This window comes from Pseudomonas sp. RHF3.3-3, from assembly GCF_048069595.1.
Lineage (GTDB): Bacteria > Pseudomonadota > Gammaproteobacteria > Pseudomonadales > Pseudomonadaceae > Aquipseudomonas > Aquipseudomonas fuscovaginae_B.
In genome coordinates, this window is record NZ_CP182250.1 from 21,507 (window position 1) to 38,128 (window position 16,622).

Below are 16,622 nucleotides of genomic sequence, written 5' to 3' on the forward strand. Positions count from 1 at the left end.
CGACCGCGCTTGAAATCCTGCTTCCTGTTGCTCGCCCTGCTGCTGGGCGGATGTGCCTCGTTGGACGCGCCCCGAGTTCCCAGCCAGGCACTGCCGGCCGCGGACTCGGCCTTCGGTCGCGACCTCCAGGCCCAGGCCGCGCCCTACCAGGGGCGCTCGGGCTTCCGTCTGCTGCCCAACGGCGGCGAGGCCTTCAGGGCCCGCGCCGAGCTGATCCGCAACGCCCGGAGCAGCCTCGATCTGCAGTACTACATCGTCCATGACGGCCTGAGCACCCGGCTGCTGGTGGACGAACTGCTCAAGGCCGCCGACCGCGGCGTACGGGTGCGTATCCTGCTGGACGACACCACCAGCGACGGCCTCGACGACCTCATCGCCACCCTGGCCGCCCACCCGCATATCCAGATCCGCCTGTTCAACCCGCTGGACCTGGGCCGCAGCACCCTGGCCACGCGCACCCTCGGCCGGCTGTTCAACCTCAACCTGCAGCACCGGCGCATGCACAACAAGCTGTGGCTGGCCGACAACAGCGCGGCCATCGTCGGCGGACGCAACCTGGGCGACGAGTATTTCGGCGCACAACAGGACCTGAACTTCACCGACATCGACATGCTCAGCATCGGGCCGGTGGCCGAGCAGCTCGGCCACAGCTTCGACCAGTACTGGAACAGCGCCCTGAGCAAACCCATCGGCGAATTCCTCTCGCGCCAGCCCACCGCCAGCGACCTGGCCGACACCCGCGAGCGCCTGCAGCGTTCCCTGGCCGACTGGCGCCAGCGCAATGCCGCGCTGTACCAGCGCCTGGCCGACTACCAGTACCACCCCCGGCTGGACACCTGGCGCCGCGAACTGATCTGGGCCTGGAACCAGGCGCTGTGGGATGCGCCGAGCAAGGTACTGGCCCGGGACGAACCCGACCCGCGCCTGCTGCTGACCACCCAGCTGTCACCCGTGCTGAGCAGCGTGCACAGCGAGCTGATGATGATTTCCGCCTACTTCGTCCCCGGCCAGCCGGGGCTGGTGTACCTGACGGGGCGGGCCGACGCCGGGGTTTCGGTGAGCCTGCTGACCAACTCACTGGAGGCCACCGACGTGCCGGCCGTGCACGGCGGCTACGCACCCTATCGCAAGGCGTTGCTGGAACACGGGGTGAAACTCTTCGAACTGCGACGCCAGCCCGGCGCCCCTGGCGGCAGCGGTCCGCGCCTGTTCCACAGCGGTTCGTCCAAGGGCTCGGACTCCAGCCTGCACAGCAAGGCGATGATCTTCGACCGGCAGAAGGCCTTTATCGGCTCGTTCAATTTCGATCCGCGCTCGGTGCTGTGGAACACCGAGGTCGGGGTGCTGGTGGACAGCCCGCAACTGGCCGAGCACGTGCGCACCCTGGCCCTGCAGGGCATGGCCCCGGCGCTGAGCTACGAGCCGCGCCTGGAGGCCGGGCAACTGGTGTGGGTCACCGAAGACAACGGCCAGATCCATGTCCTGCACCGCGAACCTGGCAGTTGGTGGCGCCGGATCAACGCCTGGCTGACCAACCGCGTCGGCCTGGAGCGCATGCTCTAGACCGACACGGGCTCGACCCGACCGAATGCCCCCTGGCGCAACACCAGCATCACCAGGCCAAGCGCCCCCGCCGCCATGAACAGCGGCAAGGCATGCCCGCTGATCCACTGGCTGCCCGCCCCTGCCGCCAGCGGCCCGAGCAGGCAACCGATACCCCACAACTGGGCCACGTGGGCGTTGGCACGAACCAGCGCGTCATCACGATAACGTTCGCCGATCAGAATCAGCGACAGCGTGAACAAGCCTCCCGCGCTCGCCCCGAACAGCACCCACAACGGCCAGATCAGCAGGGTGTCGATCAGCAGGGGCACCGCCAGGCTCGACAGCATCAGCACCACCGCGCAACCGACGAACATCGCCCGCCGCGAAATACGGTCGGCCAAGGCCCCGATGGGCAACTGCAGCAGCGCATCGCCGACCACCACGGTGCTGACCATCGCCAGGGCGATGTCCGCCGTGAAACCCTGGCGCAGGCAGTAAACCGGCAGCAGCGTCAGGATCATCGCCTCGAAGGCGGCGAACAGCGAAATGGCCCAGGCGATCGCCGGCAGGCCGCGACAGAAACCCAGCAGGTCGGCCAGGGTCACGCGCCCGGACTCCGCGCTCGGCGCTCCGGTACGCCCCAGTAACAGGAACGGCGAGGTCACCAGCAGCGCCACGCCGACCCAGAAGCCATAGTCACGCTCGGTGCCCACCGCCGCCAGCAGCAGCGGCCCGGCCAGTTGGCTCAAGGCGTAGCTGCTGCCGTAGAGCGCCACCAGGCGTCCGCGCCATTGCTCGACCACCAGCTGGTTGATCCAGCTTTCGCCGAGAATGAACACGATGGTCAGAATCACCCCGATCATCAGGCGCAGCACCAGCCATACCGGATAGCTGGGCAACAGCGCCAGCAGCCCGATGGAAAAGGCCCCGGCCCACAGACACGAGGCCATCAGCCGGGCAGTGCCCAGCCGCGCCGCCAGCCGACTGGACAGGCTGGCACCGACCAGCACGCCGATGGCCGGCATCGCCGCCATGACGCCAATGGCGAACGCGCCATAACCCCAGCTTTCCAGGCGCAACGACACCAGCGGCATGCTCACCCCCAGCGCCAGGCCGACGCTGAGCACCGAGGCCAGGACGGCGAAATAAGTCGCCCAACGCATTTCCACGCTCCTGTGGACAAGTTCTTGTCAAAGACGACGCAGCCGGGCCTCCTCGCGCAAAGCCCGGCTGCATCATGGATGCACCGCATCCTTGGATCGCTCCCACGCTCCGTGTGGAAAAGCAGCCCGTGACACGACGCGTCCCAAGAGCGGACGCCGAGCGTCCGGGGAGGCATTCCCACGCCGAGCGTGGGAACGATCGGTAGGAGACAGATGGCAATCGCCGGCAGGCCGGCTCCTACAGGCCAAGGCGCCCTGAAGAGGTTACAGCTTGATCCAGGTCGCCTTCAGTTCGGTGTACTTGTCGAACGCATGCAGCGACTTGTCGCGGCCATTGCCCGACTGCTTGAAGCCACCGAACGGCGCGGTCATGTCGCCGCCATCGTACTGGTTGACCCATACGCTGCCGGCCCGCAGGGCCTTGGCGGTCAGGTGCGCCTTGGAGATGTTCGCGGTCCAGACGGCAGCGGCCAGGCCATACGGCGTGTCGTTGGCGATCTGGATGGCCTGCTCGACGGTATCGAAGGTGAGCACCGACAGCACCGGGCCGAAGATCTCTTCCTGGGCGATCTTCATCGCGTTGGTCACGCCGTCGAAAATCGTCGGTTCGACGTAGGTCCCGCCGGTTTCCTGCAGGGTACGCTTGCCACCGACCACCAGCTTGGCGCCGTCGGCATGCCCGGCGTCGATGTAGGACAGCACGGTATTCATCTGCTGGGTGTCCACCAGCGCCCCGACGTTGGTCTGCGGGTCCAGCGGGTTGCCCGGCTTCCAGGCCTTGAGGGCCTCGACCACCAGCGGCAGGAACGTGTCCTTGATCGAACGCTCGACCAGCAGGCGCGAACCGGCGGTGCACACCTCGCCCTGGTTGAAGGCGATCGCACTGGCCGCGGCCTCGGCGGCGGCCTGCAGGTCCGGGGCATCGGCAAAGACGATGTTCGGGCTCTTGCCACCGGCCTCGAGCCAGACGCGCTTCATGTTCGACTCGCCGGAGTAGACCAGCAGTTGCTTGGCGATCCTGGTCGAACCCGTGAACACCAGGGTGTCGACATCCATGTGCAGGGCCAGGGCCTTGCCGACGGTGTGACCGTAGCCGGGCAGCACGTTCAGCACACCGGCCGGGATACCGGCCTCGACGGCCAGGGCGGCGATGCGGATGGCGGTCAGCGGGGATTTTTCCGAAGGCTTGAGGATCACCGAGTTACCGGTGGCCAGGGCCGGGCCGAGCTTCCAGCAGGCCATCAGCAGCGGGAAGTTCCACGGCACGATGGCGCCCACCACGCCGACCGGCTCGCGAGTCACCAGGCCCAGCTGGTCATGGGGCGTCGCGGCGACTTCGTCGTAGAGCTTGTCGATGGCCTCGCCGCTCCAGCTCAGTGCCTGGGCGGCGCCGGGTACGTCGATGAACAGCGAGTCGGTGATCGGCTTGCCCATGTCGAGGGTTTCGAGCAGGGCCAGCTCTTCGGCATTGGTTTTCAGCAACGCGGCGAAACGGATCATGGTCGCCTTGCGCTTGGCCGGGGCCAGGCGCGACCAGATCCCGGAATCGAAGGTGGCACGGGCATTTTCCACCGCACGCTGGGCGTCGGCGCTGTCGCAACTGGCAACCTGGGCCAGCAGCCGGCCATCGACCGGGCTGATGCACTCGAAGGTTTCGTTCGAAACGGCGGCGGTGTATTGGCCATTGATGTAGGCGCGGCCTTCAATCTTCAGCTCACGGGCGCGTTGTTCCCAGTCGGCACGAGTCAGGGTGGTCATGCGAGTGTCCTCCTCTTATTGAAATAGAAGCGCCACGCGCTCGCGCGCAAGCACCGTCGAGAATCCTGTTCGATGGCCCATTTTTTCGGCCCACGACACCCACCACCCTAAACCAGCGGCCCCTGAACTTTCAATATATTTGACAGCAGCTGGGCAAACGCCGTTGCCATGTTCATTTTAATAAACATAGACTCCAGACATTCGAGTACCCGCCCTGTCACTGCCGAGGAAAAGCAGCATGAACATCCAGGACATCGTCGATTTCAGCGAAGCCACCACCGCCCCCGAACGCTTCCGCCCGGCGCCGGAGAAGGTGCTCAAGGGCGATCCGGAGCAGACGATCTTCAATCACTACGACAGCCCCTGCGGGCAGATGAATGCCGGCGTCTGGGAAGGCGCGGTCGGCCAGTGGACCGTGAACTACACCGAACACGAATACTGCGAAATCGTCCAGGGGGTGTCGGTGTTGCGCGACAACGATGGCAACGCCAAAACCTTGCGCGCTGGCGACCGCTTCGTGATCCCGGCCGGCTTCAAGGGTACCTGGGAGGTGCTGGAGCACTGCCGCAAGATCTATGTGGTGTTCGAACAGAAAGCCTGATCAGGCGGCCACGCACCAGCTACGCGACTCCCCGGCGGCGCGCTGCGGATAGGGGATGTCGAGGCTGAGGTCGGTGCGCTCGACACGCAACCGGCCATCGGCGGTTTTCTCCAGCTCGGTCGGGGCCAGCGCGAGGATCCAGTAGAGATCCTCGCGACCGCAGGCGGATGTCAGCTGGGTGGCAACCGTGGCCGCGTGGAGATCGATTCGGCCGTCGCCCAGGACGAAGCCGGCCCGCACCCCGACTTCGATGGTCCCCGGCTGCATGGCCAGGTGGTAGGAATCGCCCACCTCGAAACTGTCCGGCAGGGCCCGGTTCGGCACCAGCAGGCGCCCGCCCGCCGGGTCGTGGAAACGCTGCACGAAAGGCTCCAGGGCTTGCGCCGCCTGGTGGTTGGCAGCGGCGACAGCCTTGCGGATGCGCCGCTCCATGCGTTCATCGGCGGGCGCGACAACCGGCGCCACCGGTTCCAGCAGGATCGCCAGCGGTGTTTCGCCCCGAGCCACACGGGGCAACCAGTCCACGCCCTGGCGTTCGAGCAGGTAGCCAGCGAGATCCCCCAGCACATAGCTCTCCAGGTCAGGAGCCAGGTAGTCCTCCTGTGCCTGGCGGGTCAATGCCTCCAGCATCGACTCCGACCATTCGGCCGAGCCGGGGCGCACTCCCCGGGCCAGCAGGCCGGCAACCGTCTCCACGTGGCGCGCACTGCCCTCGGAGCGGTCGACCTGGCGAAGACGTACCGCCTCCTCGGCATGTTCGTCCAGCCAGCGGCGATACCAGTAGCTGGCCCGAGCCAGCCCCTCGGGCTGCCCCCGGGCCGCCGCCAGCAACTGGCGAATGATCCGATTGCGCAGCAGCCTTGGCTCGGCGCTGGCGGGATAGGCGATGCTGCGCTGCGCCCCCGGCAGGCGTAGCCAGGCGGCTTCGACATGGAAGTGAAAGGCCTCGTGGGTCGCCAGAGCGAACAGCTCGGGCAACGCCTTCGGGTCCTGCAGCCGTTGTCGCTCATGCTCCGGCACCGTCTCACCCAGGCCGACGAAGATCGCCGGGCGCCCTTCCCAGGCAATCCGCCGATAGCGCTGGTACTCATGGCTGACACCCAGCGCCCTGACCTTCGCCATTTCCACCTCCTGCCCTTCGCGCATCCCCATCACAAAGGCCCGCCGCCCATCGCTGACCACCAACCGGATGTCGGCGAATATCCGGGTAGCGTGGTTGAACCCGGCCAGCGCCGGCCAGGCCGTCCGCGTCGCCCGGATCAGCCGTTGCACATAGGCTTCGGTGGTGATTTCGACAGCGGCCAGGGGGGCCGCCGAGACCGCGACACTGGCTGCCGCCAGGAACACCAGCAGCAACAATAAAAACATCCTTGCGATAACCATGAACGTCCTCCCTGACTGCGTTTTCTGGTTGCCCAGGCAGTCTAGGAAAGGCAAAACGGAAAAAACGCAGGAAATGGCGGAGCGCTGCGCAGGAAAAGGCCGGAAAAAAGGCGAAAAAAAACCCCGAACCAGTCGGGGTTTTTTTCGAAAAACAAAATCAATTACTTGATTTTGCCTTCCTTGTAGATCACGTGCTTGCGAACAACCGGATCATATTTCTTGATCTCGATCTTGTCCGGAGTAGTGCGCTTGTTCTTGTCAGTCGTGTAGAAATGACCAGTACCGGCGCTCGAGATCAGACGAATCAATTCACGCATGATTTAGCTCCTTATACCTTGCCATCACGGCGCAGTTCGGCCAGCACGACGTCGATGCCGCGCTTGTCGATGATACGCATGCCCTTGGCGGAAACGCGCAGGCGCACGAAACGCTTCTCCGACTCGACCCAGAAGCGGTGATGCTGCAGGTTCGGCAGGAAACGACGACGGGTTTTGTTGTTTGCGTGGGAAATGTTATTCCCAGTCACCGGACCCTTACCGGTAACTTGACAGACTCTAGACATGCCTCAGCCCTCTAAAACCACATGCCCAACCCGGCATGGGTTGGCCGCTTAATCTCTCAGTCATTTGGCGCCAGGCGCCGCGTTTCTTTAAGGGTCTTACCGGCTACACCTACAAGCGAAGGAACCGGGCCCCTAGAAAAGAGCGCTGCTTTATACCAGAAAGACTACGGTGCAACAACATCAAGTGCGATTAAAACCGTGTCGAGTGCCCGAAAACCTGGGTACGAGACCCCAATGCCGGGGCTCGGGACGAAAAATGCCGCTCGTCGCACAAAATTCGCCACACACGGCAGGAGTCCGCAAATCTCTTACGGACAAGAGCGCCGGATTCTACAGCAACCCAGGCCGGCCGAGTAAAAATGGGATAGTCAATTGCCGTCCGGGGTACTAGGGTAGAGGTTTTTCCAGACTGCACTCGCAGATGGGACAACGACCTGCAAAGGAAACTGAACATGCGCTTCGCTGCCCTGCCGCTATTGCTCGTCCCGTTTTTCGGCCCGCTGGCCCATGCCGCGACCTCGTTGAGCGTCTGCACCGAGGCCAGCCCCGAAGGCTTCGACGTCGTGCAGTACAACTCGCTGACCACCACCAACGCCTCGGCGGACGTGCTGATGAACCGCCTGGTGGACTTCGATGCCGCCAGCGGCAAGCTGGTACCGAGCCTGGCAGACAGCTGGACCGTCTCCGATGACGGCCTGACCTACGATTTCAAGCTGCATCCGGGCGTGAAGTTCCATCACACCGACTACTTCAAGCCGACCCGCGACCTGAGCGCGGCCGACGTGCGCTTCAGCTTCGAGCGCATGCTCGACCCGGCCAACCCCTGGCACAAGATTGCCCAGAGCGGCTTCCCCCACGCCCAGTCACTGCAACTGCCGGCGCTGATCAAGCGTGTCGAGGCCACCGATCCGCTGACCGTGCGCTTCACCCTCGATCACCCGGACTCGACCTTCCTCGCCGCCCTGAGCATGGGCTTCGCCTCCATCTACTCGGCGGAGTACGCCGACAAGCTGATGGCCGCCAACACCCCGGAAAAACTCAACAGCCAGCCGATCGGCACCGGCCCGTTCGTGTTCGGCCGCTTCCAGAAGGACGCCTCGATCCGCTACAGCGCCAACCCGGACTACTTCGCCGGCAAGCCGGCGGTCGACACCCTGGTGTTCGCGATCACCCCGGACGCCAACGTGCGCCTGCAGAAACTCAAGCGCAACGAATGCCAGATCGCCCTCTCGCCCAAGCCCCTGGATGTCGGCTCGGCGAGCAAGGACCCGGCACTCAAGGTGGAGAAGACCGCTGCCTTCATGACCGCGTTCGTCGCCATCAACAGCCAGCACCCGCCATTGGACAAGCCTGAGGTGCGCCAGGCGATCAACCTGGCCTTCGACAAGACCAGCTACCTCAAGGCCGTCTTCGAAGATACCGCCGAAGCCGCCAACGGCCCGTATCCGCCCAACACCTGGAGCTACGCCGGGGAGCTGCCCGGCTATGCCCACGACCCGGAGAAGGCCAAGGCGCTGCTGGCCAAGGCCGGGCTGAAGAACGGCTTCCAGACCACCCTCTGGACCCGGCCATCCGGCAGCCTGCTCAACCCGAACCCGAGCCTCGGTGCGCAACTGCTGCAGGCCGACCTCGCCGAAGTGGGCATCCAGGCGGAAATCCGCGTGATCGAGTGGGGCGAACTGATCCGTCGCGCCAAGGCTGGCGAACATGACCTGCTGTTCATGGGCTGGGCCGGCGACAACGGCGACCCGGACAACTTCCTGACCCCGCAATTCTCCTGCGCCGCCGTGAAGTCCGGGACCAACTTCGCCCGCTACTGCGACGCCAACCTGGACAAGCTGATCAGCGCCGGGAAAACCACCAGCGAGCAGGGCGTGCGCAGCAAGCTCTACCAGCAGGCCCAGGCCCAGATCCAGCAGCAGGCACTCTGGCTGCCGCTGGCCCATCCGACCGCCTTCGCCCTGGTGCGCAAGGACGTCCACGGCTACCAGGTAAGCCCGTTCGGGCGCCAGGACTTCGCCAAGGTCAGCGTCAAGCCCTGATCCGCCTAGTGGCCTGTACGGTTAATTCGAATACTCAATTTCGGGTCCAGCAACGCAGTCTGGCGAAGCCCTGGACCCGGAGTCGAGTGTGCGAATTAGCCACACAGGCCACTAGCGGCCCCGGAAACGGGGCCGTGCGCTACATCATCCCATGCTCCATCATCGAGAACGGCTCGCCATCGCCGATCACGAAATGATCGAGCACCCGCACGTCCACCAGTTCCAGTGCATCGCGCAGGCGGCCGGTCAGCAGCCGATCGGAGTGACTGGGCTCGGCCACCCCCGACGGGTGGTTGTGACAGAGGATCAAGGCCGCCGCATTGTGCGCCAGCGCCCGCTTGACCACCTGCCGTGGATACACGCTGGCATTGTCGATGGTGCCGCGAAACAGCGCCTCGAAGGCCAACACCCGGTGCTTGGCATCCAGGAACAGGCAGCCGAACACTTCGTGGGCCTCATGGCGCAACATCGCCTTCAGGTAATCGCGTACCGCCCGCGGACTCTCCAGTACCGACTCGCGCCGCAGACGCTCGGCCAGATGCCGGCGGGCCATTTCCAGCACCGCCTGCAACTGGGCGAACTTCGCCGGCCCCAGGCCCAGCTCCAGGCTGAATTCCCGCTGGCCTGCCTCCAACAGACTACGCAAACTACCGAATTGCCCTAACAGATGCCGCGCCAGATCCACCGCGCTCTTGCCGCACACACCGGTGCGCAGGAAGATCGCCAGCAACTCGGCATCGGACAGACTGGCCGCTCCCAACTCCAGCAATTTCTCCCGCGGCCGCTCCGCCGCCGGCCAATCACGAATACTCATCACACCTCCCTGTGCCCCTGGGGCCCGCTGTTCCATGACGGGCGCTGTGTTATCGTAGTCCATCTTTTTCACCCCCGAACCGGCCTGGGGAGGCGTCCTCGGGGGAAGTAATCACTGGACACTAAAAGGCAGGCCTATGCAGCGGCTGTATCGGAAACGCATCGTTCTCGGCGTCGGCGGCGGCATTGCCGCCTACAAAAGCGCCGAGCTGGTTCGCCGACTTCTCGACCAGGGCGCCGAAGTACGCGTGGTCATGACCCGTGGCGGCAGCGAATTCATCACCCCGCTGACCATGCAGGCGCTGTCCGGACACCCGGTGCACCTGGACCTGCTCGATCCGGCGGCCGAAGCCGCCATGGGCCACATCGAACTGGCGAAATGGGCCGACCTGGTGCTGATCGCACCGGCCACCGCCGACCTGATCGCCCGCCTGGCCCAGGGTATCGCCGATGACCTGCTGACCACCCTGGTGCTCGCCACCGATGCCACCGTCGCCATCGCACCGGCCATGAACCAGGCCATGTGGCGCGACCCGGCGACCCAGGCCAACACCCAGCTGTTGCAAAGCCGCGGCTTCAAGGTCTTCGGTCCGGCCGCCGGCAGCCAGGCCTGTGGCGACGTCGGCCTGGGCCGCATGCTCGAGGCCACCGACCTGGCCCAGCGCGCCGCCGACTGCTTCCAGCACCTGGCCCTGACCGGCCGGCATGTGCTGATCACCGCCGGCCCGACCCAGGAAAACATCGACCCGGTTCGCTACATCACCAACCACAGCTCCGGAAAAATGGGCTTCGCCCTGGCCGAGGCCGCGGTCGAAGCCGGCGCCCGGGTGACATTGATCACCGGCCCGGTGCACCTGCCTACACCGGATCGGGTCAGCCGTATCGATGTGGTCAGTGCCCGCGACATGCTCGCCGCCTGCGAGGCCGCGATTCCCTGTGACCTGTTCATCGCCTCCGCCGCGGTAGCGGACTACCGCCCGGAAGTCGTTGCCCCGCAAAAACTCAAGAAAGACCCTACGACCGGCGACGGCCTGCTGCTGCAGATGGTGCGCAACCCGGACATCCTGGCAACCATCGCCGGCCGCCCCGACCGCCCCTTCAGTGTCGGCTTCGCCGCCGAGACCGAGCACCTGCTCGACTACGCCGCGCGCAAGCTCAAGGACAAGAACCTCGACCTGATCGTCGCCAATGACGTGGCCAACCCCAGCATCGGCTTCAACAGCGAGGAGAACGCCTGCAGCGTGATCGACCGCGACCTGCAGGCCACCGTTTTCACCCAGACCAGCAAGGGCAAGATCGCCCGCCAGCTGATCTCTTTCATCGCTTCACGACTGAACCAGGTTTAATCCCCATGCACGCTTTGCAAGCCAAGATCCTCGACCCGCGCATCGGCAGCGAATTCCCCCTGCCGCAGTACGCCACGCCCGGCTCCGCCGGCCTCGACCTGCGCGCCATGCTGCAGCAGGACACCGTACTGGAACCGGGCCAGACCTTGCTGATTCCCACCGGCCTGTCGGTCTACATCGGTGACCCGGGCCTGGCCGCACTGATCCTGCCGCGCTCGGGCCTGGGCCACAAACACGGTATCGTCCTCGGCAACCTGGTGGGCCTGATCGATTCGGACTACCAGGGCGAACTGATGGTCTCCTGCTGGAATCGCGGCCAGAGCGCCTTCACCATCGCCGTCGGCGAACGCATCGCCCAACTGGTACTGGTACCGGTGGTCCAGGCGCACTTCGAACTGGTCCAGGAGTTCGACGAAACCCAGCGCGGTGCTGGCGGTTTCGGGCATTCGGGCAGCCATTGACCTACGCTGATCCTGGCCGGTGCCGAGAAACCGGCCAGGATGATTCGCGCGGCATTTCAGGATGAGTTTCGCGGAGGCGGTATTTGAAAGGCTTCAAGCGCAGTGCAAAGGCCGGCAACGGACCCGGACATCATGACCAGCCGTCTTCGAACGAGGCCGCCCATCCACTGCTGCCAGGCCTGAAAATCGCGCTCGGCGGCGTGCTTCTGGCGGCCGCACTGCTCTGGTTCGGCGTACTGGCCCCCACCCATCAGTTCTTTCGCTCGCAAATGGCGCAATCGGCCGGTAGCACGGCTGCGTCCAGGCTGAGCCAGGTCACCAACGACCTGATCGCCGAGACCGACGCCGCCGCGCTCAACCCTGCCCTGCTCAAGGCCCTGCAAAACCCGGACGGCAATGCCGTGAAAGCGGCGGAAAACAGCCTGCGCTACCTGCCCGGCCTGGTGGATGCGCAACTGAACCTGCGCGACGCCGCCCAGCCTCTCACCGATCGTGCGGCACCGCTCAATTTCTCGGCACTGGACCTGATCCGGCGCGCCGAGCGTGGCGTCAAACCCCCACCGGAAGCCTACAAGGTCGGCCAGCGCTGGCTGGTCTACAGCGTCGCGGCGCTGCACGAGACAACGGACGCGCCAGTGGCCGGCACCCTGCTGCTGGTCTTCGACCTGCAACGGCTGCTGCAACCCCTGAGCTATTGGCAAGAGAACATCGGCTCGCTACACCTGACCCAGAGCATTCTCGGCAGCCCGGAGCAGGTGCTCGATCAGCGCGGTATCGGCGCCTCGACCGAAAGCTACCCACTCGGCACCGGCAATGGCAACTGGACACTGAAGTTCGTCCCGGGAACGGCCTTCCAGTTCGGCTATCCGCTCCAGGTCTACGGCTTCCTGCTGCTGGCCATCGCGCTGGCGCTCGGCAGCGCCGCACTGGCGATCCGGCTGACCCACCGGCGCCTGCAACAGCGTCTCGACGACGATGCCCGACAGCTGGAACAACTGCTTCACGAACTCTCCAGCGGAAAAGCCGTCAAAGCCTTCAGTTTGAGCCTGCCGGCCCTGAATGGACTGGCGCAGGAACTGGCGCGCTTCTCCCAGCGCAACGCCCAGCCTGTCGCCACCACGGACCACACCGGCATTGACCCGGGCCAGACGACCAGCAGTGCCCCGGAGCCGATCCAGCCCGTCACCCACGGTGCCAACTGGACCGATCCGCTATTCCAAGGTGTCGACATCCTTGATATCGACATTCTCGACGAAAACCAGGACTTCCTGAGAACGGAGCACCCTCAACCCATGAACAGCACCGTACCGACCTTTCCAGACAGCATCTTCCGCGCCTACGACATCCGCGGCACCGTCCCGGAAACCCTGAACGGCGAGACCGCCTACTGGATCGGCCGCGCCATCGGCTCCCAGAGCCTGGCCCAGGGCGAACCGAATGTCTCGGTCGGCCGCGACGGACGCCTGTCCGGCCCGGAACTGGTCCAGCAACTGATCCAGGGCCTGCATGACAGCGGCTGCCACGTCAGCGACGTCGGCCTGGTGCCGACCCCGGCCCTGTACTACGCGGCCAACGTGCTGGCGGGCAAGTCCGGGGTGATGCTGACCGGCAGCCACAACCCGTCGAACTACAACGGCTTCAAGATCATCATCGCCGGCGACACCCTGGCCAACGAACAGATCCAGGCCCTGCACACCCGCCTCAAGACCAACGACCTGAGCAGCGGCAAGGGCAGCATCGAGAAGGTCGAGATCCTCGACCGCTATTTCAGCCAGATCCGCGAGGACATCGTCCTGGCGAAAAAACTCAAGGTGGTGGTCGACTGCGGCAACGGCGCCGCCGGCGTGATCGCGCCCCGGTTGATTGAAGCGCTGGGCTGCGAGGTGATCCCGCTGTTCTGCGAAGTCGACGGCAACTTCCCGAACCACCACCCGGACCCGGGCAAGCCGGAAAACCTCGAGGACCTGATCGCCAAGGTCAAGGAAACCAACGCCGACGTGGGCCTGGCCTTCGATGGCGACGGCGACCGCGTGGGCGTGGTGACCAACACCGGCAGCATCGTGTTTCCCGACCGCCTGCTGATGCTGTTCGCCAAGGACGTGGTGTCACGCAACCCTGGCGCGGATATCATCTTCGACGTCAAATGCACCCGCCGCCTGACCCCGCTGATCCAGGAATATGGCGGTCGCCCGGTCATGTGGAAAACCGGTCATTCGTTGATCAAGAAGAAAATGAAGCAGAGCGGTGCCCTGCTCGCCGGCGAGATGAGCGGCCATATCTTCTTCAAGGAACGCTGGTTCGGTTTCGACGACGGCATCTACAGCGCGGCACGCCTGCTGGAGATCCTCAGCCAGGAGAAATCCAGCGCCGAGGAGCTGTTCGCGACCTTCCCGAACGATATTTCCACGCCGGAGATCAACATTAATGTGACCGACGAGGGCAAATTCAGCATCATTGAAGCCCTGCACGACGCACAATGGGGCGATGCCAACCTGACCACCATCGACGGGGTCCGGGTCGACTACCCCAAAGGCTGGGGCCTGGTTCGCGCGTCCAACACCACACCGGTGCTGGTACTGCGCTTCGAGGCCGATACCGAGGACGAGCTGCAGCGTATCAAGGACGTGTTCCACGCCCAGCTCAAACGTGTTGCACCCGATCTCCAATTACCGTTCTGACATCCGGGCGGTGTAGAACACCGCCTGACCACTTGTTTCACCGGAGCCCTGAATGACCCTCGAACGCGAAGCCGCTGCCAACACCGCCAAGGTTCTTTCCGAAGCATTGCCCTACATCCGCCGATACGTCGGCAAGACGCTGGTGATCAAGTACGGCGGCAACGCTATGGAAAGCGAAGAGCTCAAGACCGGCTTCGCCCGCGATATCGTGCTGATGAAGGCCGTGGGCATCAACCCGGTGGTCGTGCACGGCGGTGGCCCGCAGATCGGCGACCTGCTCAAGCGCCTGTCCATCGAAAGCCATTTCGTCGACGGCATGCGCGTCACCGATGCGCAGACCATGGACGTGGTGGAAATGGTCCTCGGCGGCCAGGTGAACAAGAGCATCGTCAACCTGATCAACCGCCACGGCGGCAGCGCCATCGGCCTGACCGGCAAGGACGCGGAACTGATCCGGGCGAAGAAACTCACCGTCACCCGCCAGACCCCGGAGATGACCGCACCGGAAATCATCGACTACGGCCAGGTGGGTGAAGTGGTCGGGATCAACACCGACCTGCTGAACCTGCTGGTCAAAGGCGATTTCATTCCGGTGATCGCGCCGATCGGCGTCGGCGCCAACGGTGAGTCCTACAACATCAACGCCGACCTGGTGGCCGGCAAGATCGCCGAGGCGCTGAAGGCCGAGAAGCTGATGCTGCTGACCAACATCGCCGGCCTGCTGGACAAGGAAGGCAAGGTCCTGACCGGCCTGAGCACCGACCAGGTCAACGCACTGATCGCCGACGGCACCATCTACGGTGGCATGCTGCCGAAGATCCAGTGTGCACTGGAAGCGGTCCAGGGCGGCGTGGGCAGCTCGCTGATCATCGACGGCCGGGTACCGAATGCGGTGCTGCTGGAGATCTTCACCGACACCGGCATGGGCACCCTGATCAGCAACCGCAAGCGTCACTGATCCGGACACCCCTGATGAAAAAGCCCCGCTCCGGGAAACCGGGCGGGGCTTTTTCATGACCGAGATCTCAGCGCAACAACTGCTCGACCCGCGCCCGATCCGCGGCGAAGTCCTGCTGAACCCGGACCCGCGCCGCCTGATACCTGGCGATATCGGCCTTCATCCGCACCTGCTCGTCGCGCAGGCCGCCGAGCTGCGCCAGCAACTCGGGAGCAACCTCCTTGCCGGCACGCTCCTGCTCCGCCGCCTGGCCCTGCAGGCCCGCCTGCTGGGCCAGCAGCGCCTGGAGGTTGTTCTGCACGTTGGCAATCAGCGCATCCAGCTCGGCCAGCCTGCGGGCCTGGGCCTTGTCGACGTCCTCGACACTGGAATAGCGCTGCAGCAACTGGGCATTGGCATCCGCCTGGGCCTTCTCGGCCTGCTTGCGCTGCTGCTGTTCGGGCGTGAGCGCCGGAGCCACGGTCTGCACCACCCGGCCCTGCTGGTTCAGCACCTGGTAGCCCTTGCCGACGTACTCCGGCGGCACACCCTGGCGGTCCAGCACGGTGACGCCCTTGTCATCAACATACCGATAGAACAGCACCTCGTCCGCCTGTACGGCGAACGGGGCGCCAAGCGCCAGGGCCAGAAACAGGCAGACCGGGCGCAAGGGGAATCAGATCCCGTACTGCGCGCGGTAGGCCTCCACCGCGGGCAGGTGCTGCTTGAGCTGCTCGTCACCGGCGAGGAATTCCAGCACCTGGTTCAGCGAGACGATGCTCACCACCGGGATACCGAAATCGCGCTCGACTTCCTGGATCGCCGACAACTCGCCGTTGCCACGCTCCTGGCGATTCAGTGCGATCAGCACGCCCGCGGCCTTCGCGCCGTCCTGGGACTCGATGATCTGCATCACCTCACGGATCGCGGTGCCGGCGGTGATCACGTCGTCGATGATCAGCACATTGCCGGTCAGTGGCGCGCCCACCAGGCTGCCGCCTTCGCCATGGGCCTTGGCTTCCTTGCGGTTGAAGCACCAGGGCAGGTCGCGCTGGTGATGCTCGGCCAGGGCCACGGCGGTCGCGGCCGCCAGCGGGATACCCTTGTAGGCCGGGCCGAACAGTACGTCGAAGGGAATGCCGCTGTCGACGATCGCCGCGGCATAGAAACGCCCCAGCTGGGCCAGCGCGGAACCTGAGTTGAACAGGCCGGCATTGAAGAAGTACGGGCTGGTACGCCCCGACTTCAGGGTGAACTCACCGAAGCGCAAAACCCCGCGATCGATGGCAAAACGGATGAAATCGCGCTGATACGCCTGCATGAAAAAACCCCA

Annotated in this window: 15 protein-coding genes; 7 read left to right on the plus strand and 8 right to left on the minus strand. The window is 64.9% G+C overall.

What is annotated here, in order from left to right; all coding sequences use genetic code 11:
• Positions 1 to 9: 9 nt before the first annotated feature.
• Positions 10 to 1,563: a phospholipase D family protein gene (locus tag ACMGT0_RS00110; protein WP_193394215.1), complete on the plus strand. Its 1,554-nt coding sequence runs from the start codon at positions 10 to 12 to the stop codon at positions 1,561 to 1,563.
• Here ACMGT0_RS00110 and ACMGT0_RS00115 read toward each other — a convergent pair.
• Positions 1,560 to 2,708 (minus strand): MFS transporter, encoded by a 1,149-nt coding sequence (locus tag ACMGT0_RS00115; RefSeq protein ID WP_416771013.1) that lies wholly within the window; start codon positions 2,706 to 2,708, stop codon positions 1,560 to 1,562. The genes ACMGT0_RS00110 and ACMGT0_RS00115 overlap by 4 nt on opposite strands.
• 264 nt (positions 2,709 to 2,972) lie before the next feature.
• Positions 2,973 to 4,466, minus strand: a complete 1,494-nt coding sequence (locus tag ACMGT0_RS00120) for an aldehyde dehydrogenase (RefSeq protein ID WP_054056370.1) — start codon at positions 4,464 to 4,466, stop codon at positions 2,973 to 2,975.
• Positions 4,467 to 4,704: 238 nt separating this feature from the next.
• Here ACMGT0_RS00120 and ACMGT0_RS00125 point away from each other — a divergent pair, with 238 nt between their 5' ends.
• Positions 4,705 to 5,067 carry a cupin domain-containing protein gene (locus ACMGT0_RS00125; protein ID WP_054056369.1) on the plus strand — a complete coding sequence of 121 codons (363 nt, stop codon included), beginning with the start codon at positions 4,705 to 4,707 and terminating at the stop codon, positions 5,065 to 5,067.
• On the opposite strand, the gene ACMGT0_RS00130 is transcribed toward ACMGT0_RS00125, so the two are convergent.
• From ACMGT0_RS00130 to rpmB, 3 genes are all read right to left on the minus strand, one after another.
• Positions 5,068 to 6,450, minus strand: a complete 1,383-nt coding sequence (locus tag ACMGT0_RS00130) for a hypothetical protein (protein WP_416771015.1) — start codon at positions 6,448 to 6,450, stop codon at positions 5,068 to 5,070. It abuts the gene before it with no gap.
• A gap of 161 nt (positions 6,451 to 6,611) precedes the next feature.
• The gene (rpmG, locus tag ACMGT0_RS00135) at positions 6,612 to 6,767 is read right to left on the minus strand and encodes a 50S ribosomal protein L33 (protein ID WP_003177274.1); all 156 of its coding nucleotides are present in this window, start codon (positions 6,765 to 6,767) and stop codon (positions 6,612 to 6,614) included.
• An 11-nt stretch (positions 6,768 to 6,778) separates the two neighbouring features.
• Positions 6,779 to 7,012, minus strand: coding sequence for a 50S ribosomal protein L28 (gene rpmB / locus ACMGT0_RS00140; protein ID WP_007921114.1), 234 nt, complete (start codon positions 7,010 to 7,012; stop codon positions 6,779 to 6,781).
• Positions 7,013 to 7,464: 452 nt separating this feature from the next.
• Between rpmB and ACMGT0_RS00145 the strand changes: the two genes are divergently transcribed.
• Positions 7,465 to 9,054: an ABC transporter substrate-binding protein gene (locus tag ACMGT0_RS00145; protein WP_273819937.1), complete on the plus strand. Its 1,590-nt coding sequence runs from the start codon at positions 7,465 to 7,467 to the stop codon at positions 9,052 to 9,054.
• Between the two features lie 139 nt (positions 9,055 to 9,193).
• Here ACMGT0_RS00145 and radC read toward each other — a convergent pair whose 3' ends face one another.
• Entirely contained in the window at positions 9,194 to 9,868 is a 675-nt protein-coding gene (gene radC / locus ACMGT0_RS00150; RefSeq protein WP_054056366.1) for a RadC family protein, read from the minus strand.
• A 136-nt stretch (positions 9,869 to 10,004) separates the two neighbouring features.
• Here radC and coaBC point away from each other — a divergent pair, with 136 nt between their 5' ends.
• The 4 genes from coaBC (at position 10,005) to argB (ending at position 15,310) form a co-directional block, all read left to right on the plus strand.
• Complete coding sequence (gene coaBC / locus ACMGT0_RS00155; protein ID WP_054056365.1) at positions 10,005 to 11,213, plus strand: bifunctional phosphopantothenoylcysteine decarboxylase/phosphopantothenate--cysteine ligase CoaBC; 1,209 nt, start codon at positions 10,005 to 10,007, stop codon at positions 11,211 to 11,213.
• A gap of 5 nt (positions 11,214 to 11,218) precedes the next feature.
• Positions 11,219 to 11,674 carry a dUTP diphosphatase gene (gene dut / locus ACMGT0_RS00160; protein ID WP_054056364.1) on the plus strand — a complete coding sequence of 152 codons (456 nt, stop codon included), beginning with the start codon at positions 11,219 to 11,221 and terminating at the stop codon, positions 11,672 to 11,674.
• A 1,292-nt stretch (positions 11,675 to 12,966) separates the two neighbouring features.
• A complete protein-coding gene (gene algC, locus ACMGT0_RS00165; RefSeq protein WP_204375717.1) occupies positions 12,967 to 14,352 on the plus strand; it encodes a phosphomannomutase/phosphoglucomutase in 1,386 nt (461 codons plus the stop codon).
• A gap of 52 nt (positions 14,353 to 14,404) precedes the next feature.
• The gene (gene argB / locus ACMGT0_RS00170; RefSeq protein ID WP_017901683.1) at positions 14,405 to 15,310 is read left to right on the plus strand and encodes an acetylglutamate kinase; all 906 of its coding nucleotides are present in this window, start codon (positions 14,405 to 14,407) and stop codon (positions 15,308 to 15,310) included.
• Positions 15,311 to 15,377: 67 nt separating this feature from the next.
• Here argB and ACMGT0_RS00175 read toward each other — a convergent pair whose 3' ends face one another.
• Both ACMGT0_RS00175 and pyrE read right to left on the minus strand, forming a co-directional pair.
• Positions 15,378 to 15,959, minus strand: coding sequence for a hypothetical protein (locus ACMGT0_RS00175; RefSeq protein ID WP_054056362.1), 582 nt, complete (start codon positions 15,957 to 15,959; stop codon positions 15,378 to 15,380).
• A 6-nt stretch (positions 15,960 to 15,965) separates the two neighbouring features.
• Positions 15,966 to 16,610 carry an orotate phosphoribosyltransferase gene (pyrE, locus tag ACMGT0_RS00180; RefSeq protein ID WP_054056361.1) on the minus strand — a complete coding sequence of 215 codons (645 nt, stop codon included), beginning with the start codon at positions 16,608 to 16,610 and terminating at the stop codon, positions 15,966 to 15,968.
• Between the last annotated feature and the right edge of the window lie 12 nt (positions 16,611 to 16,622).

Bases quoted from the DNA above. Each gene is read 5' to 3' on its own strand.
- ACMGT0_RS00115 (WP_416771013.1), bottom strand. From the start codon at position 2,708: ATGCGTTGGGCGACTTATTTCGCCGTCCTGGCCTCGGTGCTCAGCGTC.
- ACMGT0_RS00120 (WP_054056370.1), bottom strand. From the start codon at position 4,466: ATGACCACCCTGACTCGTGCCGACTGGGAACAACGCGCCCGTGAGCTG.
- ACMGT0_RS00125 (WP_054056369.1), top strand. From the start codon at position 4,705: ATGAACATCCAGGACATCGTCGATTTCAGCGAAGCCACCACCGCCCCC.
- ACMGT0_RS00130 (WP_416771015.1), bottom strand. From the start codon at position 6,450: ATGGTTATCGCAAGGATGTTTTTATTGTTGCTGCTGGTGTTCCTGGCG.
- rpmG (WP_003177274.1), bottom strand. From the start codon at position 6,767: ATGCGTGAATTGATTCGTCTGATCTCGAGCGCCGGTACTGGTCATTTC.
- rpmB (WP_007921114.1), bottom strand. From the start codon at position 7,012: ATGTCTAGAGTCTGTCAAGTTACCGGTAAGGGTCCGGTGACTGGGAAT.
- ACMGT0_RS00145 (WP_273819937.1), top strand. From the start codon at position 7,465: ATGCGCTTCGCTGCCCTGCCGCTATTGCTCGTCCCGTTTTTCGGCCCG.
- radC (WP_054056366.1), bottom strand. From the start codon at position 9,868: ATGAGTATTCGTGATTGGCCGGCGGCGGAGCGGCCGCGGGAGAAATTG.
- coaBC (WP_054056365.1), top strand. From the start codon at position 10,005: ATGCAGCGGCTGTATCGGAAACGCATCGTTCTCGGCGTCGGCGGCGGC.
- dut (WP_054056364.1), top strand. From the start codon at position 11,219: ATGCACGCTTTGCAAGCCAAGATCCTCGACCCGCGCATCGGCAGCGAA.
- algC (WP_204375717.1), top strand. From the start codon at position 12,967: ATGAACAGCACCGTACCGACCTTTCCAGACAGCATCTTCCGCGCCTAC.
- argB (WP_017901683.1), top strand. From the start codon at position 14,405: ATGACCCTCGAACGCGAAGCCGCTGCCAACACCGCCAAGGTTCTTTCC.
- pyrE (WP_054056361.1), bottom strand. From the start codon at position 16,610: ATGCAGGCGTATCAGCGCGATTTCATCCGTTTTGCCATCGATCGCGGG.